The following is a 22,764-nucleotide window of genomic DNA, read 5'->3' as shown; positions in this document are numbered from 1 at the left end:
AACCCGGGTAAGGTCGCTCTCGACGGGTACGGCAGGCGCCGACGCTGCGCGTCGACACCGGTTGGCCGGTTCCTTCGACGGCAGAGCGGGAAGCCACATGCCCAGCAGTGCGGGTCCATCGATCGACACGATCACCGAGGGAGGACGGGTGACCCAGGTCGGCGAGGGTCAGGAGGCGGACGAGAGCGCTCCTCCGGTCATGACCTTCGGTGCTCCCACGGCCGGTGAAATTCTCGCCGAGCGTTACGAGCTGGTCGAGCACATCAACAACGACAGCGCGGGTCGGCTGGTCTGGCGCGGGGTCGACGTCATCCTGCGCCGCCCCGTCGCGGTGGTGCTGCGCTACCCGGGTGGCGACTCCGCCACCGAGATGCTCCAGGCCGCCGTCGCGGCGAGCCGGGTCATCCACCCCAACCTGGTCGGCGTCTACGACGCCATCGACGAGGCCGAGCGGGCGTACGTGGTCCGTGAGTGGGTGGACGGTCAGTCGTTGCGCGACCTGGCCGCCGACGGTCCGTTGGACCCGGCACGGGCCACCGCGATCGGCAACGCCGTCGCCAGCGCGCTCGCCGCGGTGCACGCCACCGGAATGGTGCACGGCAACGTCCACCCCGGCACCGTCATGATCAGCGACGAGGGTCGCGTGGTCCTGGCCGACGCGCGCACCGACGGCGACGACAGCCAGGAGAGTGACATCCGGGCGGTCGGCGGCGTCCTCTACTTCGCACTGACCGGTCACTGGCCGCACGCCGAGGCACCGCTGCGCGGCGCCACCGCCGGCCATGGTCGGGCCGCCATCCCGGACGCGGTCCGGGACGCCGGGGGCACCCTCGCGGCACCCCGCCAGGTTCGGGCCGGGGTGCCCGCGTACCTGGACGACCTGACCATGGATCTGCTCGACGCCGAGATCGCGCCGCCGTCGTCCGACGTGCTGGCGGCCGAGTTGGCCCGGCTGGACGTGCCCACCGAGGAGGAGCACTACCTCGACAACGGTGGGCCACTGCGCTTCGCCGCCGACACCGAGGACGAGCCGTCGCCGCTGGCCGCGGCCGGTGGTCGCAAGGTCGCCATCGGCATCGCCGGCCTGCTGGCGGTCGCCCTGGTCGGTTTGCTCATCGGGATCAGCGCGCTCGGCGACGGCGACAAGGACCCGCAGAACACCGCCGGGCCCACGCCCACCGCCAGCGCTCCGGCCGGCGACGCCACCCCGGCGGCCGCCACGGTCCGCAACCTCGGCGTGCAGGGCATCCGGATCATCGACCCGGACAGCAGCAAGCGCGACGAACTCGGCGGCGCCGACAAGATCATCGACGGTGACAACGACAAGGGTTGGGAGACCGACCGCTACCCGAACGCCACGTACGGGAACCTCAAGGCCGGCATGGGTGTCTGGCTGGACCTGGGCTCGCCGCACACGGTGAAGTCGGTGCAGGCCGTGCTCTCCGGTCGAGGCGCCACCGCGAAGCTGCTCGCCGGCACGACCACCTACCCGTCGACCTCCGGCGGCGACAAGCAGATGGTGGCGAACTACAAGACCGAGATCGGTGTCCTGAAGGAGCACGACGGCACCACGATGACCTTCAACGGCTTCAACGCCGACCAGAAGTACCGCTACCTGCTGCTCTGGTTCACCGAGCTGCCGGCCATCGGCGACGAGGACGGCTTCCGGCTCGGCGTGCAGGAGATTACGGTCCAGGGTTCGTGATCCGGCCAGCACGACCCGGGCACCGCATCCGCTGGACGTGGTGATGGACGGGCGCGACGCGGCAACGGACCTCGAGCTGCTGCGCGCCCACGTCGCCGGTGACCGGGACGCCTTCGCGGTGCTGTTCCACAGGCACCGCGACCGGCTCTGGGCGGTGGCCCTGCGGACGCTCGGCGACCGCGAGGAGGCCGCCGACGCCCTCCAGGACGCCCTTCTGTCGGCACACCGGGCGGCTGGCCGTTTCCGTGGCGACTCCGCAGTCACCACGTGGCTGCACCGCATCGTGGTGAACGCCTGCCTGGACCGGATCCGACGCCGGCAGGCGCACCCCACCGTGCCACTACCCGACGGCAACCGGTCCGGCGACGGATCCGGCACCGGCGGTGTCGAGCCGGCCGCGCCCGCACAGGACCACGACACGGCGCTTGTCGTCCGCGCCGCGCTCGCCGCGCTGCCGATCGAGCAGCGGGCCGCCCTGGTGCTGGTGGACGTGCAGGGTTACCCGGTGGCCGAGGTGGCCCGCATCCTCGGTGTCGCCGAGGGGACTGTGAAGAGCCGCTGCGCGCGGGGGCGGGCACGGTTGGCGGTGCTGCTCGGGCACCTGCGGCCGGCGACGCCGTCGCAGCCGGCCCCGGCCGGACGGAACGCGGACGTGCCCGGCGTCACGCCGGGGAACCCGCGCCCGGCCGAGGGCGTCGGATCAGGGTCGGTTCGGTACCGGCAGGACGCCAACCAGGAGGACGCGTGACGAACGAGGGGTTCAGGGAGGTCGACACCGACCTGCTCGCTGACTACCTCGGCGGCGCGTTGGACGGCACACCACAGCAGGCCCGGATCGCCCGGCTGGTCGACACGGAGCCGGCGTGGGCAGAGGCGTACGCGCTGCTTGCTCCCGCGGTGACGCAGGTCCGCGCCGAGCTGGCCCGCTGGGCCGAGCCCTCCCCGGAGCTGCCCCCGGCCGTCGCCGAACGGATCTCCGCCGCGCTGGCCGCGGCCGACACCCCGACTGACGACGCCCCGGCCACCCTCGGCGGCGCCACCGGCTCGCCCGAGCTGACTGCTCCCGCGACGCCGGTCAGTGTCCCGGCGCAGGGCGGCCGTCGCCCCGGCGGCCCGTCGCCGACCGAGTCGGGGCGCGGCAGAGCCACCGGCCCGGGTCGCCGGCACCGCCGCTGGGCTCGGACCGTCACTCCGGTGGCCGCCGCGGCTGTCGCTGTCGTCGCTGTCGGTCTGGGCCTTGCGCAACTGTCGACGAACACCACGGACAGCGGCGCCATGGACCGCCCGGCCGCCGCACCAGGTGCGGCAGCGGCCGGGGCGGCCCGCACCTCCGGGCCCGCGCTGCACAGCGGAACCGACTACACCCCGCAGACTCTCGGCCAGACGGCGACCACACGGCCGTCGCCGCTGCTGGGGAACGGCAGCGACGGCCGCAGCGAGCAGCAGGGGGTGGACGCCGAAGGGGGTCGACGGCCGGCCCCTGACGGATCGGACCAGCTGGCCCGGCTGAGCGGCGAGGCGGCGTTGACCGGCTGCCTGTCGGCCGTGGCGGCGGAGCACGGCTCGGCCCCGCTGGTCGTCGAGGTGATCGACTACGCACGGTTCCAGGGCGAGCAGGCGCTGGTCATCCGGTTCACCGACGCGACGGGGGTCCGTTGGGCGTGGGTGAGCGGCCCCGAGTGTGGTGTACCCGGGTCCGGCTCGGACAGCCGGTATTCGTCGCGGGTAGGGTGAATCCGCGGTCATCGGTGCGATGTGCGTCCACGTGACGTGACCCACCGGATGCCCGGCTCGGGAATCCCCGCTTCGTACGATGACGTTCTGGAAGTCAGCTGCCGGCACCCCCCAGGCGTCGGCACTCGGATCAGCATCGGTGCGCGCGCCGACGCCGAACACACACAACTCGGGAGACGGCAGTGGACGAGGTCCGCAACCTGATCATCATCGGCTCCGGCCCGGCCGGTTACACGGCGGCGGTCTATGCGGCGCGCGCCAACCTGAAGCCGCTGATCATTGAGGGCGTGCAGTCCGGTGGCGCGCTGATGACCACTACCGAGGTGGAAAACTTCCCGGGCTTCGCCGACGGCATCCTCGGCCCCGAGCTGATGGACAACATGCGCAAGCAGGCCGAGCGGTTCGGCGCCGAGTTCCTCACCGACGACGTGACCCGGGTGGAGCTGGTCGACACCGGCGACGCCGGCTCCGGCGCGGTGAGCACCGTGTGGGTCGGCGAGACCGCCTACCGGGCCCGCTCCGTCATCCTCTCCACCGGTTCGGCCTGGCGTCCGCTGGGTGTGCCGGGTGAGCAGGAATACCTCGGCCACGGTGTCTCCTCGTGCGCCACCTGTGACGGCTTCTTCTTCCGCAACCAGCACATCGTCGTCGTCGGCGGTGGTGACTCGGCGATGGAGGAGGCCAGCTTCCTCACCCGCTTCGCCGACTCGGTCACCATCATCCACCGGCGGGACTCGTTCCGGGCCAGCAAGATCATGGCCGACCGGGCGCTGAGCAACGACAAGATCAAGGTCGAGTGGAACAGCACGGTCGAAGAGGTCCTGGGCGCCGACGGCAAGGTCACCGGCGTACGGGTCCGCAACGTGCACACCGGCGAGACCAAGGTGCTCGACGTGACAGGCGTGTTCGTGGCCATCGGTCACGACCCGCGCAGTGAGCTCTTCCAGGGCCAGGTCGAGCTGGACGACGAGGGTTACGTGAAGGTCCAGGCGCCCGGCACCCGGACGAGCGTGCCCGGCGTCTTCGCCGCCGGTGACGTGGTCGACCACACCTACCGCCAGGCGATCACCGCGGCCGGCACCGGCTGTGCCGCCGCGCTCGACGCCGAGCGGTTCATCGCGACGCTCAGCTGAAACAGGAAACACATCCCGGAGGAGGGCAATAGTGGGAAATACCAAGGCGGTCACGGACGCGAGCTTCGTCGCTGACGTGCTGCAGGCCGACAAGCCGGTGCTGGTGGACTTCTGGGCCGAGTGGTGCGGGCCGTGCCGCAAGGTGTCGCCGCTGCTCGAGGAGATCGCGGGCGAGATGGGCGACCAGGTCACCATCGTCAAGCTCAACATCGACGAGAACCCGGAGACCGCCCGGGCCTACCGGGTCATGTCGGTGCCGACCCTCACCGTCTTCAAGAACGGCCAGCCCGTGCAGTCGATCGCCGGCGCCAAGCCGAAGGGCGAGCTGGTCCGGCTCATCGAGTCGGCCCTCTGATCCGCAGAGACACCACCGAACCCCGTACCCGCTCGTCGGGTGCGGGGTTCGCTGTCTCCCCGGTCGGCACGGACGGAGTTTTTCCAGGCCGAGCCACCTGGCCGCCCCGGAGCGCATAACCTCAAGCCGGGGCCGCCCGGCCAGCCAGATTCGTGCAGAGGGGGTCGTGCGTGCGTCCGATCCGAGCCGGAGACCGGGGACCCGCGGTCACGGAGATCCGTACCATCCTCACCGGCCTCGACCTGCTCGCCGCCGCCGGTCCGCACACCGACGAATTCGACCTGGACACCGAGCGCGCGGTCCGGGCGTTCCAGCAGTCCCGTGGGCTCAGCGTGGACGGCCGGGTCGGCTCGGAGACCTGGGGCGCGTTGGACGCCGCACGCTGGCGGCTCGGCGCCCGCACCCTCTACCACGCGATCCCCGAGCCGCTCACCGGCGAGGACGTCCGGTCGCTGCAGGAACGACTGCTGGAGATGGGGTACGACGTCGGCCGCGCCGACGCCATCTACGGCATCCGGACCTCCCGTGCGGTGGCCCAGTTCCAGCGCGAGGTCGGGCTCACCCCCGACGGCTCCTGCGGGCCGCACACCATGGACGCGCTGCGCCGGATCGGTCGCAAGGTCGTCGGCGGCCGCCCCCAGTGGTTGCGCGAGTCCGACGCGATCCGCCAGTCCGGGCCGGCGCTGGTCGGCAAGACGGTGGTCATCGACCCCGGCCACGGTGGCACCGATCCGGGCATGGTGGTGCCGGACGGGCCGCTGCGCTGGACGGAGGCGGACCTCGTACACGACCTGGCGAGCCGGTTGGAGGGGCGGCTCGCCGCGTCCGGGGTGCGGGTTCAGCTCACCCGCGGTCCCGCGCCCGACAAGTGCCTGCCGGACACCGACCGGGCGCTGCTGGCGAATTCGCTCGGCGCCGACGTCTTCATCTCGCTGCACCTGGACGGGCACGCCAACCCGGACGCGGAAGGGGTGGCGACCTACCACTACGGCACCGACAACGGGGTGACGTCGGCGACAGGTGAGCGGCTGGCCGGGTTGGTGCAGCGGGAGATCGTGGCGCGGACCGGGCTGCGGGACTGCCGTACGCACGCCAAGGCGTGGGACCTGCTGCGGCTGACGCGGATGCCGGCGGTCCGGGTCGAGGTCGGCTACCTCACCTCGCCCGTGGACCGCGCCCGGCTCGTCGACCCCCGCTTTCGGGACCGGGTGGTGGAGGCGATCGTGGCCGCGGTGCAGCGGATGTACTACCCGATCGAACGGGACGTGCCGACCGGCTCCCTCGACGTCAGCGAGCTGCGCGCGGTGGTGACCGCCGGCACGGTGGTCGACTGACGACCGTGCCGCGTCAGCCGCTGGTGGAGCGGGTGGCCGGGGCGGGCCGGACCGGCCGGAGCAGGGTCTCCGGGCTCATCGACCCGAGCAGCTTCTCCAGCGCGTACTCGACGTCGGACTTCCAGCTCAGGGCCGTACGCAGTTCGAGGCGCAGTCGGGGGAACCGGGGATGCGGACGTACCGTCTTGAAGCCGACGGAGAGGAAGAAGTCGGCCGGCGCCACGCACCCGCCCGCCGGATCGTCCGCGTCACCGAACTTGGCGTCCCCGAACGCCTCGATCGCCTTGATCCCCCGCTTGGTCAGGTCCCGGGCGACGCCCTGCACCAGCATGCGACCCAACCCGCCGCCGGCGAACGCGGCGACCACGTTGGCGGTCATCAACAGGGCGGCGTCGGCGGAGACCGGCGACGTCGGGAAGGCCATCGAGCGGGGCACGTAGGCGGGCGGGGCGTACATCACGAAGCCCGCCGGCATGCCGTCGACGTACGCGAGCTTGCCGCAGGAGCCCCACTCCAGCAGGGTCTGGGAGACCCACGCCTCCTTCTCCAGGCCCGGGTCGCCGGCGGCGCAGGCCCGATCGGCCGAGACCGGATCCAGCTCCCAGTAGACGCACTGGCGGCAGGGGCGCGGAAGGTCCTCCAGCGTGTCGAGGGTCAGGCTGACCAGACGTCGCGACATATGGCGCATCCCCACAATAGGCTCGGTCGTGAGGCCGGCATGGAACGACAGTGCCGCCTTCCTGCCCCCGACGAGCGATCGTACGCCGCCGATCGACCGGACGGGAGGGGACGCGCAAATGCCCACCACACCGGGGACGTCCGCCATGTGGTCGATCCGTCCCGGCACGGCGGCAGCCTGGTCACGGCCGACTAGGATCGACAATCGGTGTCCCGTCGCCATGGTCAGGAGCGTGCGGGGTACCCGGGGCGGGAGCCACCCGAGCAGCGATCGAGGTGAGGTCATGACCGGCACGACACTCGACGACTACACCGACCGGTACGCCCGGCGGGTACGCGGGATGACCGCCTCCGAGATCCGAGCACTCTTCGCGGTGGCCAGTCGACCCGAGGTCGTCTCCCTCGCCGGTGGCGCCCCGTACATCGCCGCGCTGCCGCTCGACGCGGTCGGCGAGATGCTGGGCCGCCTCGGCTCCGAGCACGGGGTGACCACCCTGCAGTACGGCATCGGGCAGGGCACCCTGGAGCTGCGCGAGCGGATCTGCGAGGTCATGTCGCTCTCCGGGATCGACGCCGCGTGCGGTGCCTCACCGGAGGACGTGGTGGTCACGGTGGGCGGGCAGCAGGCGCTCGACCTGGTGGCCCGCCTCTTCCTCGACCCCGGTGACGTGGTGCTCGCGGAGGGCCCGACGTACGTCGGCGCCCTCGGGGTGTTCCAGGCCGCCCAGGCGCAGGTGGTGCACGTGCCGATGGACGCCGACGGGCTGATCCCCGAGGCGTTGGAGACGGCGATCGCCGACCTCGCGCGTACCGGCCGGCGGGTCAAGTTCCTCTACACCATCCCCACCTACCAGAACCCGGCCGGCGTGACGCTCAGCGAGGAGCGCCGGGAACGCGTGCTGGACATCTGCGAGCGCGCCGGCCTGCTCGTGATCGAGGACGATCCGTACGGCCAGCTGGGTTTCGAGGGTGAGGCCCCGGCGCCGCTGCGGGCCCGGCGGCGCGACGGTGTCTTCTACCTCAGCACCTTCTCCAAGACGTTCGCTCCCGGCCTGCGGGTCGGTTGGATCCTGGCGCCCCACGCGGTCCGCGACAAGCTGGTCATCGCGAGCGAGGCGCAGATCCTCTGCCCCAGCGGCTACGCGCAGGCCGCCGTGGCCACCTACCTCGGCACCATGCCGTGGCGGCAACAGCTCAAGGTCTACCGCGAGGTCTACCGCGAACGCCGCGACGCGCTGCTCGACGCGCTGGCCGATCTGATGCCCGAGGGCACCAGCTGGACGACCCCGGCCGGTGGCCTCTTCGTGTGGGCCACCCTGCCGGAGGGGCTCGATTCGAAGGCGATGATGCCGCGCGCCATCGCCGCCCGGGTCGCCTACGTGCCCGGCACCGGCTTCTACGCCGACGGCACGGGCACCGGCGCCATGCGGCTGAACTTCAGCTTCCCGCCCCCGGAGCGGATCCGCGAAGGCGTCCGCCGACTCGCCGGCGTCATGGAGCAGGAGATCGCGACGCGCCGTGTCTTCGGTGCCGTGGGCGGTGCCGCCGGCCGTCGGGGCCGGCCCGGCTCCGACGTGCCGGGTCCCGACTTGGCATGATGCCGGCATGGGTACGACCGCTGCCGAGCGCTTCTCCGTGACCGATTCCGCCGTCGCGGCCGACCTGCGTGTGCTGGTGCTCGCCGGCGGGCTCTCCTACGAACGGGACGTGTCGCTGCGCTCCGGTCGTCGGGTGCTCGACGCTCTGCGTGCCGTAGGCGTCGAGGCCGAGCTGCGGGATGCCGACGTGGCACTCCTGCCCGCCCTCGCGGCCGACCCACCGGACGCGGTGGTGATCGCCCTGCACGGCGCCACCGGGGAGGACGGCTCGCTGCGGGGGGTGCTGGACCTGTGCGGCATCCCGTACGTCGGCTGTGACGCCCGGGCCTCCCGGCTCGCCTGGGACAAGCCCTCCGCGAAAGCGGTCCTGCGCGAGGCAGGCATCCCCACTCCCGACTGGGTGGCCCTGCCGCACGACCGCTTCTCCGAACTGGGGGCGGTCGCCGTGCTGGACCGGATCGCCGACCGGCTCGGTCTTCCGCTCATGGTCAAGCCGACGCAGGGCGGCTCCGGTCTGGGCGCCGCGGTGGTCCGGGACGCCGCGTCACTTCCGGCAGCGATGGTCGGTTGCTTCGCGTACGACTCGACGGCCCTGGTGGAGCGGTACGTGCCCGGCATGGACGTGGCGGTCTCCGTGATCGACCTCGGGGACGGCCCGCAGGCGCTGCCGCCGGTGGAGATCGTGCCGCGCAACGGCGTGTACGACTACGCCGCCCGCTACACCGCCGGTCGAACCACGTGGCACGCTCCGGCCCGGCTGGAGCCGGAGGTGGCCGCGTCGGTGGCCGAGGTCGCTCTCGCCGCGCACACCGCGCTCGGTCTGCGGGACCTGTCCCGGGTCGACGTGATCGTGGACGCCGCCGGCAAGCCGCACGTGCTGGAGGTCAACGTCTCGCCCGGCATGACGGAGACGTCGCTGCTGCCGCTGGCCGTCCAGGCCGCCGGCCTGGACTTCGGCCGCCTCCTGGGTTCGCTGGTGACCCGGGCCGCCGCCCGTCTCACGGCCTGACTCTGGCCTCGACCCGTCGCACGGCCCGCGGCCGTGGGTCGGCGGGTGTCCTACGCGCGGACCTCTCGCCGACCCACTGCCGAACCGACGGTCAGCGCGTCGTGCGCACGTCGGGTGGGATGCGCCCGTCGTCGGTGACGATGGTGGGGGCGCTGCGCGGAGCCGGGATGACCGGGCGGTGCTCATGGCCTGCTAACTCGGGGGCCGTCTCGGGATCGGCCACGGCCTCGGCTGCCGGACTGTCGGAGGGCGTCGACGCGGCAGTGGACGCCGCCTCGACGTCGGTCGCCGGCTCGTCGGAGGGCGCGGCTCCCCGGTTGGCGTCCAGGACCGGGGCCTTCGGGCCGCCGCCCACGTCCCCGCCAGCGCCGGGGGCGGAAGCATCGGCGGCGTCGGGGCTGCCTTCGACTGCTGGTTCCGGAATCTCCTCGGCCGCCTCGATGACCGACACGGTCTCCTCCTGGGCGGCTGCGGCATGGGCCGCCGCCGCGGCGGACTGGGCCAGCAGGCTCGACGGCGCCTGCCACTGGATGCGAGGCGGCTCGGCCAACGGCCGGCCACCGAACTCGGCGAGCCAGGCAGCGACGAGCGCCAGATTTTCCCGCCACTGCTCCTCGGAGATCGGCGGCAGGATCGAATCCCACAGGGACAGGAAGGTCCCCCGCAACTGAAGCCGGCCGTACGGTCGAGCGAGGAACCACATGTGCAGGTGGGCGGAGCCGTCGCCCCATCGGTTGACGTGCACCCGCGCCACGCCGTCCAACGACCGGATGGCCCGCTCAAGACGTACCGTCATCACGCCCAGCTCGGCGGCGAGCAGATTCGGCAGGTCACCCAGGTCGAGGTGGGTCCGCGATTCCAGGATGAGCACCATCGGCAGGCCGGTCGGCCGGTCCATGGCGCGGACCCGCCATCGCTCTCCCACCCAGATGTAGGCGTCGTCCGGCGCGTTGCAGGCGGTGCATTCCCGGAGGCCCTCGCCCTTGCGTGGCGGTTCGACCGGGACCGGGTCGTCGAGCTGCTTCACGCGGAGGTCGCCCTCGAAGGGGAACGAGGGCCACTGGGTGAAGTCCGGGACTGAGGGAGGGGTGTCGTGCACGACGCTGACCCTAACCGAGTCTGGGACCGCTGTCCCTACCTGTTCGACAGGTCCCGGCCCTTCCGATCAGTGCTCTTCGTCAATCGCTGCTCCCGTCGACGCAGACCGCCAGAGCGATATCCACAGGCTGCCGAGATCGCGAACACAGGCCGTCATCCACAGGCTGGCACCCGCTTTCACGCGGGGTTTCACGTGAAACGAGGGGTACCTGTGGACAACGGGTGTGGATAACTTTTCCGCCCCTCAGTCGTTGCTGGCGCACCCCGTCGTCACCATCTTGATGAAGGGGTGTCGGAGTGGTCTCGCTCGGAGGGACGGGGGCCTCGGCGGCGTGCCCGTGGCCTCGCGGACGGTGCCGAGCGGTCGCCGTTTCACGTGAAACGGGATCGCTCTGAAGCGGTCCTGCGGCGAACGCCCTTCCGGGCAGACGAACAGATGCCCCACTGCGCCCCTCTCAGTGAGCCGCTGCCGCCCCGAAGACCGAGAAGGGTGCCTCAGGTCGACCTACTGCTCCGCGAGCGCTCTCGTCGCTCGTGGAGGTCATCAGCCTCCGGGCTGGCCCTCCCGGACTCCGCGCGCCGACGGTGTGCCGGTTCCACGCGCTCAGCCGCAGGCGATTCGACGCTGCCCCTCGCTGACACGGGAGCGGGCGGGCCCCCGTCGACCTCGCAACGGTCGAGCCCTCGTGGCCGTGGCGCAGACGTCGGCGCTCACTCCCGCGACCTCGCAGGCGTGGGCTCCTACTGACATTCGCGGCCGGCCCACGTTGGTTCCGCCGAGTCGGCACTCGGCTTCCGGCCTCACGACTCCTGCGGTTCCAGGACCACGCTGTCACGCCGCGAAGATCGCCTGAGCCTCTCGGCACACCGCGCCGGCCAAGCGTCGTCTGCTCCCCGATGCGCTCCAACAGGTCCAGAGCCTCACCGAGGACCTACCTTCCCGGCCGCTGGTCCGGATACCGCGCCGCCGAGACCTCACCATCACGAAGCAGTTGTGGGCATCGGTACCGCCAGGTGCCGGCCATCCCGGTCTTGCGCTGGACAGCGCGCCGCCAAGGTGCCCAGCCTCCCGGCCCAAGCCCAGGGGCGCCGCGCCGGGTGTCCGCCATCCCGGCCGAAGCCCAGGGGCCCCGCGCTGTGGTGTTCGCCATCCCGGCCAGGTCTGGGCACTGCCCCGCCGACGTGCCGACCGTCCCGGCCTCGGTCTGGAGCATCGCGCCGGCGACGACATCGGCCATCCCGGCCTACCGAACCCTCATCAGCCGCACCGAGACGGCACCGTTCGTGCCCCGCCGCCCGGCACGGCGCCGGCGTCCCAGCCGAACGCCGAAGCCGGGTGGGCCCGGCCAGTCGAGAGGAGCGGTTCCTGGCCGCTGGATGAGCGATGCCGTTTCACGTGAAACGAGGACGGATGCGGAACGGCCGCGCACCCGAGGGGAAGCGCGGCCGTGAGTGGAGACGGGAGGCTCAGTCCTCCGTCTCCTCCTCCTGCGGAACGCCGATGATGCCGACGATCCGCTCCAGGTCGTCCACCGTGGCGAACTCGATCGTGATCTTGCCCTTGCTCCGGCCGATGTCCACCTTCACCCGGGTGTCGAAGCGGTCCGACAGCCGATCGGCGAGATCCGACAGCGCGGGCGCGTGCGGCTTCGGACGCCGCTTGGCAGCTTGGCCCTTCGCGGAGCCGTCGTTCAGGGTGAGGGCCACGATCTCCTCGGTCGCCCGTACGGACAGCCCTTCGGCCACGATCCGCAACGCCAACTGCTCCTGGGCCTCCGAGTCGTCGAGGCTCAACAGCGCGCGGGCGTGACCGGCGGACAGGATGCCCGCGGCAACCCGACGCTGCACCTGGGCCGGCAGGTTCAGGAGCCGGATCGTGTTGGAGATCTGCGGCCGGCTGCGGCCGATCCGGCGGGCCAACTCCTCGTGGGTGGCACCGAACTCCTCCAGCAGCTGCTGGTACGCGGCGGCCTCTTCCAACGGGTTCAGGTTGGCCCGATGGATGTTCTCCAGCAGCGCGTCGCGGAGCATCGCGTCGTCACGGGTGTCCCGGACGATCGCCGGGATGTTCTCCCGGCCCACCGCCTGGGCGGCCCGCCAACGGCGCTCACCCATCACCAACTCGTACTTCTCGTCGTCGAGCTGGCGCACGACGATCGGCTGAAGGAAGCCGACCTCCTGGATCGAGGTCTTCAGTTCCTCCAGCGCCTCCTCGTCGAAGACCTGGCGGGGCTGCTTCGGGTTCGGCACGATCGCGTCGACCGGGATCTCCGCGAACCGGGCACCCGGAACGGGACTGAGCGTGGACTCGGGCTGCTGGACGGTCGGCACGACGGAAGCCGTCGACTGGGGCCCGACTGTCCCCCCGTCATCGACGTCGACGTCAACGTGCCCGTTCTCCGGTTCGGCCGTCACGGTGCCGGCGGCACCCGGCACCGGCCCGGTCGGGATGAGCGCCCCCAGGCCCCGTCCCAGACCACCCCGAGGACGGTTCTTCATGCCACGCCTCCCAGCGACTTGTCCCCACTACGCATTCCGGCCCACCGGCTCCTTGACGCCCCGCTCGGCGATCTCCTGGGCAGCCTCGAAGTAACTCGTGGCGCCCCGCGAACCGGGATCGTAGGTCATCACCGACTGGCCGTAGCTGGGTGCCTCGGAGACCCGCACGTTGCGGGGGATGACCGCTTGGAGGACCTTGTCGCCGAAGTGGTTCCGGACGTCCTGCTCGACCGCGTCCGCGAGGCGGGTACGCCTGTCGTACATGGTCAGCAGGATGGTGGACACGTCGAGCTTCGGGTTGAGGTGTTGCCGCACCAGGTTGATGTTGTTGATCAGCTGGTTGAGCCCTTCCAGGGCGTAGTACTCGCACTGGATCGGGATCAGCACCTCCTGCGCGGCGACCAGGGCGTTGACCGTGAGCAGGCCGAGCGACGGCGGGCAGTCGATGAAGACGTAGTCGAACTGGCCCGGGTAGGCGGCGATCGCGCGGTCGAGGCGCGACTCCCGCGCCACCACCGACACCAGCTCGATCTCCGCGCCGGCGAGGTCGATCGTGGCCGGTACGCACCACAGGTTGGGGATGCCCTCGACCGCCTGCGCCACCTCGGAGAGCGGCACACTGTTGATCAGACAGTCGTACACGTCGGGGATGCCGGTGTGGTGCGGCACGTTGAGGCCCGTCGAGGCGTTGCCCTGCGGATCGAGGTCGACCACGAGCACCCGGTTGCCGTGCAGGGCGAGCGCCACCGCGAGGTTGACAGTGGTCGTGGTCTTACCCACGCCGCCCTTCTGGTTGGCGACGCACATGACCCGGGTCCGGTCCGGTCGAGGCATGGTCACCTCGCCACTGGGATTCAGGATCTGCACGGCGCGCATCGCCTCCATAGCCAACGGTGGGTCATCCTCTTCGCGCGTCGGGGTTTCACGTGAAACGTACGTGGGGTCGGCCGCTACCGCGGCCAGCGACTCGGTCGACGCGACCGGTACGTCCGGGACCACCGGTGCCGCATCGCGTGCCGCCGCGGCGGTCGGCTGGTGCGGCACCGCCGGCTCGAAGCGAACCGCCGCAGCCGTGTTCCGCCGGCCGAGCGGCTGTCGCACCTCGGCCGCGTTGACCGGTCGGCTGGGTCCGTCCGATGCTCGACGACCAGCCGTCGGCTCGGGAGTCTCCAGCCCGGCGGGATGAACCGCCGGGTCGTCCCGCGATGCCAGCGGATCGCTGTCCGCCGGAGGGGTGGACGCCCCGGTGGCACCGGGCGACCAGCTGGGGTAGTCGGTTTCACGTGAAACAGGGTCGCTGGTTGACCCGGTCACGCGTGGATCGTCGTACCTGCCGTCGTCATGCACCTGTCATCCCTGCCCGCTTCGGATGGTCGGTCCGCGCCCCGGTCAACTTGGCCACACCCGCGCTCGCACCCCGGAGCGTACGGCCCCTCGGGAGCGGTCGGAGTCCGCGACGTCCGTCGGCCGCTCCACATTATCGACGCGCGGTCAGCCTACGGCGGACGGGCGCGGCCGGTCCACGTCGGGTTCTCATTCCCTCGTCCATCCGTACCGGTACAACGAGGCAACCCTCCGACCGGACGCCCGATGGCGCGGTGGTCAGCGGCGTCGGGCTCGCCCGCCCCGGGAGCGCTTGCTGGCGGCCGGGCGGGCCGGACCGACCATCCGCTCGCGGACGATCTCCACCACGGTCGTGGGCGGGTCGATCACGCCGACCCCACAGAGGTGTACGGCGGCTTCCCCGCCACCGAGCCGCGCCACGACGTCGGCGTGCTCCTCGACCTCGGCGGCGGCGGACGATCCCTTGAGTGCCAGCAGCCGCCCGCCGCGCACGGCGAGCGGGAGGCACCAGGTCGCCAGCCGGTCCAGCGGTGCGACCGCGCGGGCCGTCACCACGTCGCCGCTGATCGGCTCCCGGCCACTCGATCCGCTGGCGGCTTCGTCGGCCCGGCCACGAAACACCCGTACCGACCGGGTCAGGCCGAGCCGTTCGACGACCTCGATCAGGAACGACGTCCGCCGAGCCAGCGGCTCGATCAGAGTGACCGTCAGGTCGGGGCGTGCGATGGCCAGCACCAGACCGGGCAGACCGGCGCCGGAGCCCACGTCGAGCACGCTCGCTCCGGTCGGAATGCGCTCGACCACCGCGGCGCAGTTGAGAAGATGACGGTCCCAGATCCGGGGCGCCTCGCGCGGGCCGATCAGACCGCGGACCACGCCGTCGGTGGCCAGGATTTCGGCGTACGCGGCGGCCAGGTCGAGCCGGTCACCGAACAGAGTCAGTGCGGCAGGTGCCAGCTCGGGCGGCAGCGCGACGTCCGACGGCGACGGTGTGCCCTCGGTCGAGGCAGCCGCCGGTGGCGAACCGTCAACGGGGACAGCGGAGGACGGGTCGTAGCCCGTCGGGTCGGTGTCGGTGCCGGGGGTGGTACGCCGGACAGCGGACGGCCCGGACGGCGTGCCGCCCGGGCCGGTCACGGTGTCAGCCGTGGTGTCGTCGTGGGTCAACGGAGTCAGTCCGCCGGCCGTACGACGATGCGACGGTTGGGCTCGACGCCCTCCGACTCGCTCTCCACGCCGGCCATGGCGTTGACGACGTCGTGGACGCACTTGCGCTCGAACGCGGACATCGCCTCCAGGCGCACCGGCTCGCCGTACTCCTTGACCTTCTCGACGGCGTTCTTGGCGACGGCGGCGAGTTCCTTACGGCGGTTCGCCCGGTAGCCGCCGACGTCGAGCAGCAGGCGGCTCGGCGTACCGGTCTGCCGGAAGATGGCGAGCCGGGTCAGCTCCTGGAGCGCCTCCAGGGTGGCGCCGCGCTGGCCGACCAGGTTCTGCAGTCGGGCACCGACGACCTCGACCACCGGACGGCCGCCAGCGACCAGCTCGTCGATGTCGCCGTCGTAGTCGAGGATGTCGAGCAGCCCTTCGACGTAGTCGGCCGCGATCTCGCTCTGCCGGAACAGGTCGGACTCGCCCACGGACTTCTTCTCACGGCCACCGGCGGTGGCCTCGGTCTCGTCGCCGTCGACCTCGTCGGCCTCTGTGTCGTCGCCGTCCACCGCGAGCGTCGCGGTCTCCTCCTCGTCCAGGGACTGCTCGGCGCGGGGGATGCTGGTCTCGGTCACGGTCTCATCTCCGTACTCGCTCGGCCGGACCGTCGGGTCCGCTGGTTTCCCGGGGCCGGCGGGAGGTCGCCGGTGCCCACGGGCACGTCTGTACGGGCAGTGTCGCCCGTGACCGCGGCCTGCGCGGTCGGTTCCGCCCGGCGCCGGCCGTACGGCGGCTGCGCGGTGCGGGGTCGGGCCGCCGTCGGTTGCCCGACGGCGGCCCGACGGGGGTCAGCCCTGCCGCTTGGCCGGGCGGCTCTTCTTCGGGTTGGCCGGCTTGGCGCCCGGCTTCGGGCCCGCCACCTTCGGGGCGGTCGCCTTGACCGGGGCCACCGGGGCGGCCTTGCCGCGACCGAACAGGCCGCCCGACTTGGCGGGCTGCACCGGCCCGCGAGTGGCGGCGGGAGCGGCTGCCTTCTTGGCGGTCACCGGCGGCGGGAACTTCCTCAGCACCCACTGCTGCTGCCCGAGCGTGAAGAGGTTGTTCGTGACCCAGTAGATGATGACGCCGATCGGGAAGATCGAGCCGGAGATCAACAGCGACGCGGGGATGCCGTAGAGCATCAGTCGCTGGATCATCCGCTGCTGCGGGTCCTCGGCCCAACCGGTCTTGAGGATCATCTGGCGGCTGGTCAGGTAGGTGGTGGCGATCATGACCAGGACCAGGACACCGGCGATGATCTTGACCGTGGTGCCGTTGGCGCCGAGACGGGCCAGCTCGTCGGCGCTGGAGCCGAACTTGCCGGCGATCGGGGCGGTGAAGAGCTTGGCGTTCGACGCGCTGTCGAACTGGTCGACGGTCCAGCCGTAGAGCGTCTTGCTCTGCTTGGCCGGGTCGAGGCGGCGCAGCACGTGGAAGAGGCCGAGGAAGACGGGGATCTGGAGGAACATCGGAAGGCAGCCCATGAGCGGGTTGGCCTTTTCCTTCCGGTACAGCTCCATCATCTCTTTCTGGAGCGTCTCCCGGTCACCCTTGTGCTTCTCCTGCAGCTCCTTGACCTTGGGCTGCAGCGCCTGCATCGCCCGCTGGGACTTGATCTGCTTGACGAAGACCGGGAACAGGATCACCCGGACGGAGACCACCAGGAAGACGATGGCCAGGATCCAGGCGAAGTTGGTGCCGATCACCGCGTCGACGGGCACCCCGATGGCGTCCCAGGCGGAGTGCCAGGTCAGCAGGATCCACGAAATCGCGTAGTAGATCCAGTCGAGACTCAATTCGGTGCTCCAGTCACATCGGCACGGCGGCGACCGCCCGGCTCCGGCACCGGGTCATGTCCACCAGGGTGGAAGGGGTGGCAGCGCAACAACCGCCGGACCGCCAGCGCGGCTCCCCGGAGCGCGCCGTGCCGGGCCACCGCCTCCTGGGCGTACGCACTGCACGACGGGTAGAACCGACAGCGGGCCGGCAGTGCCGGACTTATCCACCGACGGTACGCGATGATGGGCGCGATCAGCACCCTGGCACCGGTTGACGTCGGGCGCGTGGCGGTCGGGTCGGTGCTCACCGGGACCGCCTCTCCCGGGGCGTCCGTGCGACCGCGATGGCGGAGTCCAGGTCCGTGGCGAGCCGGGGGTACGAGGCGTCAGCCGCGGCGGGAAGCGCCCGGACGACAAGGGTGCTGCCGGCGGGCAGCGCGCCGAGCCGCTCCCGGACCAACGCCCGCAGTCGACGCCGGACCTTGTTACGGACCACCGCGTTGCCGACGGCCTTGGACACGACGAAGCCGGCGCGGGCCGGCGCGGAGGGCTGCTCCGCAACGGTGTCCCGCGCCGGCTCCGGCGAGGTCGTTGTGCTGGTCCCGGTGGTCGACGGCATGGTCAGGTGGACCACGATCGCGCCTCGGCCGACGCGTCGGCCACCGCGAACCGCTGCGGCGAAGTCAGTGCTACGCCGCAGTCGCTGTGCGGCGGCCAGCACGACTGCCCACGTCCCCCGGACCGGCCCGGTCGGCTCAGGCCGACAGGGTGGTGCGACCCTTGGCGCGGCGGCTCGAGAGGATGGCACGGCCGGCACGGGTGCGCATGCGCAGCCGGAAGCCGTGGGTCTTCGCGCGCCGGCGGTTGTTCGGCTGGTAGGTGCGCTTGCTCACGTCAGGCTCTCCGTTTTCGTACGCGCCCCGCGCGACGGGATCGCCGGGGTCGTGGGGTGGTCCAGGCCACCTCGACGGTGGCCACCGATCGGTGCTGCCCTGCGGAGCCGAACCTCAAAGGTGCGGGGATGCGACCGCGGACAGCAAGCACCCATCACCCTAGCAGAGGACGAGAGAGCAGCCGCTCCAGCCTACGCAGGGGTGCAATGACCGTCAAACACCCACAGCGGGGGACATCGGGACGCGCCCGGGACCGAAGGGGCGCTTTTCGCTGATGCCGACAAGGCCGCTGCCGCGTCGCCGGTTGATGGGGCAGGGACAACGCTGTTACCGTGCCCGATTGCGGTGAGCGTCGGAAGCTCCGGTCGTCGCGCGCAGGCAAGACCGGACACGCTGGTGAATCGTTCGGCACGGTGAACCCGCTTCAGCGCACGTCCAGGCAGGGGGCAGGTCCCACCCGCGCCCGGCGGGCGACCACAATCGGTCGGTACACAGGCTGTGGATAACCTGTGGACGACCGCTGGTCAGCTGTCCGGGTGGGTGTTGTTCCACCCGCGCACGCGGCGGGCCCGGGACGGCCGGCTGGCAGACAGCGGCGGCCGGGAGCAGAGGCGAGGGGGTGGCACGACGGTGGCCGGTACGACCGACCTTGCCGCGGTGTGGTTGGCGGCGACCGACGAGCTCGCCGACGAGATCATCTCCGCCCAGCAGCGCGCCTACCTCCGGCTGACCCGGCTCCGGGCGATCGTCGAGGACACCGCGCTGCTCTCCGTACCGGACGCGTTCACCCGGGACGTGATCGAGTCGCGGCTCCGCCCGGCGATCACCGAGGCGCTGACCCGCCGGCTCGGCCGGCCGATCCAGGTGGCCGTGACGGTGCGGGTGGCCGAGGACGCCACCGGACGCCCGGCCGGCACCGTCTACCGCAGCACTCCCGAGCCGGGTCTGCTCGACGTCGAGGACCCGCCGTCCGCCCCGCTCGGCGACGAGTACACCGGACGGCCCGCGGCCGACGAGTACAGCGGACGGCCCGCCGCCGACGACGCCATCGGTGAGCAGCAGCGCCCGCCCGCGACCGCCGTACCGCCGCAGCCGGCGGGCCCGCCTCCCGCTCCGGCCGTCGACGGGCACCGGTCCGGCCTGATCCCCGCCAGTCGGGACGGGCAGGAGGCCCTCTTCAGCGCGGCCTTCGTCGAGCCGATGCGGTCGCCCCGACCGGCACCCGAGCGGCGTGGGTACGACGAGCAGGCCGCCCGCCTCGACCCGCCCGGCCCGGACACCCGGCCGTACGAGCCCCGCTACCGCGAGGACGCCGCGTCCCCCCGGGACCAGCACGTGATCCGTTCGCTGCCCCGTGACGGTGCGACGGACAGCGGTCCGGGCCGCAGTGGGATGGAACACCGCGCGGGCGGCCGCGACGACCGCCGCCTGCCCGGCGCCGACACCGGCGGCAACCGGCTGAACCCGAAGTACATGTTCGAGACGTTCGTCATCGGCTCGTCCAACCGGTTCGCCCACGCGGCGAGCGTGGCGGTGGCCGAGTCGCCGGCGAAGGCGTACAACCCGCTGTTCATCTACGGCAGCTCGGGGTTGGGCAAGACGCACCTGCTGCACGCGATCGGGCACTACGCCACGACGCTCGGCAACGCCCGGTCGGTGCGGTACGTCTCGACCGAGGAGTTCACCAACGACTTCATCAACTCGCTGCGGGACGACAAGACCAGCGCGTTCCAGCGGCGCTACCGCGACGTCGACATCCTGCTGATCGACGACATCCAGTTCCTGGAGAACCGCGAGCGTACGCAGGAGGAGTTCTTCCACACCTTCAACACCCTGCACAACGCCAACAAGCAGATCGTCATCACCTCGGACCGGTCGCCGAAGCAGTTGGCGACGCTGGAGGACCGGCTGCGGACCCGCTTCGAGTGGGGCCTGCTCGCGGACATCCAGCCACCGGATCTGGAGACGCGCATCGCGATCCTGCAGAAGAAGGCGGCGCAGGAGCGGCTGTACGCCCCGCCGGACGTGCTGGAGTTCATCGCCTCGCGGGTGTCGAACTCGATCCGGGAGTTGGAGGGCGCGCTGATCCGGGTGACCGCGTTCGCGAGCCTGACCCGGTCGACGGTCGAGCTGTCCCTGGCCGAGGAGGTGCTCCGGGACTTCATCCCGGACGGCGCCGGCCCGGAGATCACCGCGGACCAGATCATGGTCTCCACTGCCGACTACTTCGGCGTGAGCCTGGAGGACCTGCGTGGCCAGTCCCGCTCCCGGGTGCTGGTGAACGCCCGCCAGGTGGCCATGTACCTGTGTCGGGAGCTGACCGAGTTGTCGTTGCCCCGGATCGGGCAGGCGTTCGGCGGCCGGGACCACACCACAGTGATGCACGCGGACCGCAAGATCCGGCAGCAGATGGCCGAGCGGCGCTCGCTCTACAACCAGATCGCCGAGCTGACCAACCGGATCAAGCAGAACACCTGAGGGGTACGCCCGCACGACGCGGTGGACACGCCCGGCCGGAGATCCGGCCGGGCGTTCTTTTTTCGTCTCCGAGGGGCCTCGGGCCGCCTCTCGGGACGGCTTCGGCTTGACCCTCGACATGGTGCAGACCACAGGATCGACCCCGTGACCACCTTGATACTCGCTCGTTGTCCACAGTTCGTTATCCACCGACGGTGGATAACTACGGTCCGTCCTCCGCCAGTTACCCACAGGCTGTGGAGAAACCCTGTGGACGACGCTGTGGACGGCTGGGGACAACGGCTGCGTTGTCCACCGATGATCATGGACCTGTGTACGAGCTGTTGAAGGTTCTGGGGACAACGGCAATGGTGATCTTCTTGGTCGTCCACAGGCATGGGGAGAAAGTCGGTGGATTACCGGTGGACAACCGGTGGACAACGGTGGACAACTGGCCGTCGTCGCCGGGCTGTGGACACACGAGGCGGTTGTACCCCCGGTTCTCCACAGCCAACTCACCGGTGGATAACCTGTCTGAGCTGCGCAGACCCGAGTTCTCCACAGTTTGCACAGGTGCGATGAAGACGATGGGTTATCTCTTCTAAGAGAACAAAAACCAATCATCACCGTTGGGCTTTCTGTGGATCGGGCCGAACGCTGCCGGACAGGCCGGTCAGCATCGACACGATCCACGGGGTCGGGCGCACAGCCGATGTCCCTGCGCCCTAAGGTGCGATGGACACCCGCACGGTCGGGCGGGACGGTAGGCAGCGGTCGGCATGAGAGAGTTGTCGCTGACGTCGACGCGGAGGCATTGATGAAGTTCCGAGTGGAGCGCGACGCGCTCGCCGAGGCCGTGGCGTGGACCGCGAAGAGCCTGCCCAACCGGCCATCCGTACCGGTGCTCGCCGGGGTGATGCTCCGCGTCACCGACGGCAACCTGCGGGTCTCCGGTTTCGACTACGAGGTTTCCAGCCAGGTGACAGTCGAGGTGCAGGGTGACGCCGACGGCGCCGCTCTGGTCTCCGGCCGCCTGCTCGCCGAGATCACCAAGGCGCTGCCGGCCAAGCCTGTCGACATCGCCGCGGTCGGCGCCCACCTCGAGCTGGTCTGCGGCAGCGCCCGGTTCACCCTGCCCACAATGCCTGTGGAGGACTACCCGGCCCTGCCCGAGATGCCGCAGAGCGCCGGCACTGTCGACGCCGCGGCGTTCGCCACGGCGGTCTCCCAGGTGGCCATCGCCGCCGGCCGGGACGAGACGCTGCCGATGATGACCGGCGTCCGCGTCGAGCTCTCCGGCAGCACGCTGTCGATGCTCGCCACCGACCGGTACCGGCTGGCGTTGCGCGAGATCCAGTGGCGGCCCGACGACCCCGAGGTCAGCATCAACGCCCTGGTGCCGGCCCGCACCCTGAACGACACCGCCAAGGCGCTCGGCCCGCTGGGCGGCGAGGTCACCCTCGCCCTCGCGCAGGGCGCTGCGGGCGAGGGCATGGTCGGCCTCGCCGGTGGCACCCGTCGCACAACGAGCCGGCTGCTCGACGGCGCCAACTACCCGCCGGTGCGCTCGCTCTTCCCGGCCACCCACAACGCCGAGGCCCGGGTGTCGGTCAGCACCCTGATCGAGGTCGTCAAGCGGGTCGCCCTGGTGGCCGAGCGCACCACCCCGGTGCTGCTCAGCTTCAGCGCCGACGGGCTGGTGGTCGAGGCCGGTGGCTCCGAGGAGGCACGGGCGAGTGAGGCGATGGAGGCCACCTTCACCGGTGACGCGCTGACCATCGGCTTCAACCCGCAGTACCTCATCGACGGCCTGGCGAACCTGGGTTCGCAGACCGCCGTGCTGTCGTTCGTCGATGCCTTCAAACCCGCGGTGATCTCACCCGCCGGCGAGGATGGCGAGGCCATTCCGGGGTATCGGTACCTCATCATGCCGATCCGCGTGTCTCGCTGATCGCGCC

The 22,764-nt window shown here is 71.3% G+C and carries 20 protein-coding genes; 10 read left to right on the top strand and 10 right to left on the bottom strand.

Annotated elements, in window-relative coordinates:
- Positions 1 to 97: 97 nt before the first annotated feature.
- The 6 genes from AB0B39_RS07265 to AB0B39_RS07240 all read left to right on the top strand — a co-directional run bounded on the left by AB0B39_RS07265 (position 98) and on the right by AB0B39_RS07240 (position 6,261).
- Positions 98 to 1,705 (top strand): protein kinase family protein, encoded by a 1,608-nt coding sequence (locus tag AB0B39_RS07265; RefSeq protein WP_357491729.1) that lies wholly within the window; start codon positions 98 to 100, stop codon positions 1,703 to 1,705.
- Positions 1,706 to 1,748: 43 nt separating this feature from the next.
- Positions 1,749 to 2,453, top strand: a complete 705-nt coding sequence (gene sigM, locus AB0B39_RS07260; RefSeq protein ID WP_357573715.1) for an RNA polymerase sigma factor SigM — start codon at positions 1,749 to 1,751, stop codon at positions 2,451 to 2,453.
- Entirely contained in the window at positions 2,450 to 3,439 is a 990-nt protein-coding gene (locus tag AB0B39_RS07255; RefSeq protein ID WP_357491725.1) for a hypothetical protein, read from the top strand. Before sigM ends, AB0B39_RS07255 begins: the two co-directional genes overlap by 4 nt.
- A 182-nt stretch (positions 3,440 to 3,621) precedes the next feature.
- Positions 3,622 to 4,572 carry a thioredoxin-disulfide reductase gene (trxB, locus tag AB0B39_RS07250; RefSeq protein ID WP_234588684.1) on the top strand — a complete coding sequence of 317 codons (951 nt, stop codon included), beginning with the start codon at positions 3,622 to 3,624 and terminating at the stop codon, positions 4,570 to 4,572.
- 31 nt (positions 4,573 to 4,603) lie between these two features.
- Positions 4,604 to 4,927 (top strand): thioredoxin, encoded by a 324-nt coding sequence (gene trxA, locus AB0B39_RS07245; protein WP_007453873.1) that lies wholly within the window; start codon positions 4,604 to 4,606, stop codon positions 4,925 to 4,927.
- A gap of 170 nt (positions 4,928 to 5,097) precedes the next feature.
- Complete coding sequence (locus AB0B39_RS07240) at positions 5,098 to 6,261, top strand: N-acetylmuramoyl-L-alanine amidase (protein WP_234588685.1); 1,164 nt, start codon at positions 5,098 to 5,100, stop codon at positions 6,259 to 6,261.
- 13 nt (positions 6,262 to 6,274) lie between these two features.
- Here AB0B39_RS07240 and AB0B39_RS07235 read toward each other — a convergent pair whose 3' ends face one another.
- Positions 6,275 to 6,940 (bottom strand): GNAT family N-acetyltransferase, encoded by a 666-nt coding sequence (locus AB0B39_RS07235; protein WP_234588686.1) that lies wholly within the window; start codon positions 6,938 to 6,940, stop codon positions 6,275 to 6,277.
- A gap of 283 nt (positions 6,941 to 7,223) precedes the next feature.
- Between AB0B39_RS07235 and AB0B39_RS07230 the strand changes: the two genes are divergently transcribed.
- Positions 7,224 to 8,537: a PLP-dependent aminotransferase family protein gene (locus AB0B39_RS07230; RefSeq protein ID WP_234588687.1), complete on the top strand. Its 1,314-nt coding sequence runs from the start codon at positions 7,224 to 7,226 to the stop codon at positions 8,535 to 8,537.
- 7 nt (positions 8,538 to 8,544) lie between these two features.
- Entirely contained in the window at positions 8,545 to 9,546 is a 1,002-nt protein-coding gene (locus tag AB0B39_RS07225) for a D-alanine--D-alanine ligase (RefSeq protein WP_357573714.1), read from the top strand.
- Between the two features lie 91 nt (positions 9,547 to 9,637).
- Here the strand turns inward: AB0B39_RS07225 and AB0B39_RS07220 are convergent, their stop codons facing one another.
- The 9 genes from AB0B39_RS07220 to rpmH all read right to left on the bottom strand — a co-directional run bounded on the left by AB0B39_RS07220 (position 9,638) and on the right by rpmH (position 18,349).
- Positions 9,638 to 10,645 carry a hypothetical protein gene (locus AB0B39_RS07220; protein WP_357573713.1) on the bottom strand — a complete coding sequence of 336 codons (1,008 nt, stop codon included), beginning with the start codon at positions 10,643 to 10,645 and terminating at the stop codon, positions 9,638 to 9,640.
- Positions 10,646 to 12,111: 1,466 nt separating this feature from the next.
- Complete coding sequence (locus AB0B39_RS07215; RefSeq protein ID WP_357573712.1) at positions 12,112 to 13,143, bottom strand: ParB/RepB/Spo0J family partition protein; 1,032 nt, start codon at positions 13,141 to 13,143, stop codon at positions 12,112 to 12,114.
- Between the two features lie 27 nt (positions 13,144 to 13,170).
- Positions 13,171 to 14,490, bottom strand: coding sequence for an AAA family ATPase (locus AB0B39_RS07210; RefSeq protein WP_357491717.1), 1,320 nt, complete (start codon positions 14,488 to 14,490; stop codon positions 13,171 to 13,173).
- 255 nt (positions 14,491 to 14,745) lie between these two features.
- The gene (gene rsmG / locus AB0B39_RS07205) at positions 14,746 to 15,456 is read right to left on the bottom strand and encodes a 16S rRNA (guanine(527)-N(7))-methyltransferase RsmG (protein ID WP_357492089.1); all 711 of its coding nucleotides are present in this window, start codon (positions 15,454 to 15,456) and stop codon (positions 14,746 to 14,748) included.
- 203 nt (positions 15,457 to 15,659) lie between these two features.
- Complete coding sequence (locus tag AB0B39_RS07200; RefSeq protein ID WP_357491715.1) at positions 15,660 to 16,274, bottom strand: R3H domain-containing nucleic acid-binding protein; 615 nt, start codon at positions 16,272 to 16,274, stop codon at positions 15,660 to 15,662.
- Positions 16,275 to 16,487: 213 nt separating this feature from the next.
- Positions 16,488 to 17,474 (bottom strand): membrane protein insertase YidC, encoded by a 987-nt coding sequence (gene yidC, locus AB0B39_RS07195; RefSeq protein WP_357491713.1) that lies wholly within the window; start codon positions 17,472 to 17,474, stop codon positions 16,488 to 16,490.
- Positions 17,471 to 17,764, bottom strand: a complete 294-nt coding sequence (gene yidD, locus AB0B39_RS07190; RefSeq protein ID WP_007453899.1) for a membrane protein insertion efficiency factor YidD — start codon at positions 17,762 to 17,764, stop codon at positions 17,471 to 17,473. Before yidD ends, yidC begins: the two co-directional genes overlap by 4 nt.
- Positions 17,761 to 18,177 carry a ribonuclease P protein component gene (rnpA, locus tag AB0B39_RS07185; RefSeq protein WP_357491711.1) on the bottom strand — a complete coding sequence of 139 codons (417 nt, stop codon included), beginning with the start codon at positions 18,175 to 18,177 and terminating at the stop codon, positions 17,761 to 17,763. The genes yidD and rnpA overlap by 4 nt, the downstream gene beginning before the upstream one ends.
- Before the next feature lie 34 nt (positions 18,178 to 18,211).
- Positions 18,212 to 18,349, bottom strand: coding sequence for a 50S ribosomal protein L34 (rpmH, locus tag AB0B39_RS07180; protein WP_007453904.1), 138 nt, complete (start codon positions 18,347 to 18,349; stop codon positions 18,212 to 18,214).
- A 630-nt stretch (positions 18,350 to 18,979) separates the two neighbouring features.
- Between rpmH and dnaA the strand changes: the two genes are divergently transcribed.
- Both dnaA and dnaN read left to right on the top strand, forming a co-directional pair.
- Positions 18,980 to 20,827 carry a chromosomal replication initiator protein DnaA gene (gene dnaA / locus AB0B39_RS07175; RefSeq protein ID WP_357491709.1) on the top strand — a complete coding sequence of 616 codons (1,848 nt, stop codon included), beginning with the start codon at positions 18,980 to 18,982 and terminating at the stop codon, positions 20,825 to 20,827.
- A 796-nt stretch (positions 20,828 to 21,623) separates the two neighbouring features.
- On the top strand, positions 21,624 to 22,757 hold the full coding sequence (dnaN, locus tag AB0B39_RS07170) for a DNA polymerase III subunit beta (protein ID WP_357573711.1): 1,134 nt from the start codon (positions 21,624 to 21,626) through the stop codon (positions 22,755 to 22,757).
- Positions 22,758 to 22,764 lie beyond the last annotated feature (7 nt).

Source organism: Micromonospora sp. NPDC049114 (genome assembly GCF_040648635.1).
Lineage (GTDB): Bacteria > Actinomycetota > Actinomycetes > Mycobacteriales > Micromonosporaceae > Micromonospora.
Note: the sequence above shows the minus strand (reverse complement) of the source record. Positions and strands in the feature narration are given on the sequence as shown.

Bases quoted from the DNA above. Each gene is read 5' to 3' on its own strand.
- AB0B39_RS07225 (WP_357573714.1), top strand. From the start codon at position 8,545: ATGGGTACGACCGCTGCCGAGCGCTTCTCCGTGACCGATTCCGCCGTC.
- AB0B39_RS07230 (WP_234588687.1), top strand. From the start codon at position 7,224: ATGACCGGCACGACACTCGACGACTACACCGACCGGTACGCCCGGCGG.
- sigM (WP_357573715.1), top strand. From the start codon at position 1,749: ATGGACGGGCGCGACGCGGCAACGGACCTCGAGCTGCTGCGCGCCCAC.
- dnaN (WP_357573711.1), top strand. From the start codon at position 21,624: ATGAAGTTCCGAGTGGAGCGCGACGCGCTCGCCGAGGCCGTGGCGTGG.
- AB0B39_RS07265 (WP_357491729.1), top strand. From the start codon at position 98: ATGCCCAGCAGTGCGGGTCCATCGATCGACACGATCACCGAGGGAGGA.
- AB0B39_RS07235 (WP_234588686.1), bottom strand. From the start codon at position 6,940: ATGTCGCGACGTCTGGTCAGCCTGACCCTCGACACGCTGGAGGACCTT.
- AB0B39_RS07215 (WP_357573712.1), bottom strand. From the start codon at position 13,143: ATGAAGAACCGTCCTCGGGGTGGTCTGGGACGGGGCCTGGGGGCGCTC.